Source organism: Aquitalea sp. S1-19, from assembly GCF_024343515.1.
Window position 1 is genome coordinate 1 of record NZ_RJTZ01000378.1, and the last position, 364, is coordinate 364.

The 364-nt window shown below is 64.3% G+C and carries 1 protein-coding gene; it reads right to left on the reverse strand.

Annotation, left to right across the window (positions count from 1 at the left end):
- A partial coding sequence (locus tag EGI20_RS19155) for a phosphatase PAP2 family protein (RefSeq protein ID WP_498633289.1) occupies positions 1–364 on the reverse strand: 364 nt, incomplete at both ends.

The following is a 364-nucleotide window of genomic DNA, read 5'->3' on the forward strand; positions in this document are numbered from 1 at the left end:
ATGGAGACCCACAGGCCCAGCGCACAACCACTGATCACCTCAGACGGGGAATGCGCTCCGACCACCACCCGTGAAACGGCTACCGCCAGCGCCGCGCCCATACCTAGCAGAACTCCGGCACGCCCAAGGCCGGATCGATAGCCTTCCAGCAGCAGATAACCCAGCACCGGCAGGATAGAGGCCGACATAAAGGCATGGCCGCTGAAACCGGTAAAACGGATGGCCGGGATACCTATGCCCCAGCCGATAAAGGCCAACTTGCTGGACAACACCAGCAGGCTGCCTGCGCCCAGCAATAGCCACCAGGCGAGGACCTGGCTCCATGTGCGGCGCAGGGCCAGCCACAGGCCGATGGCCAGCGCGG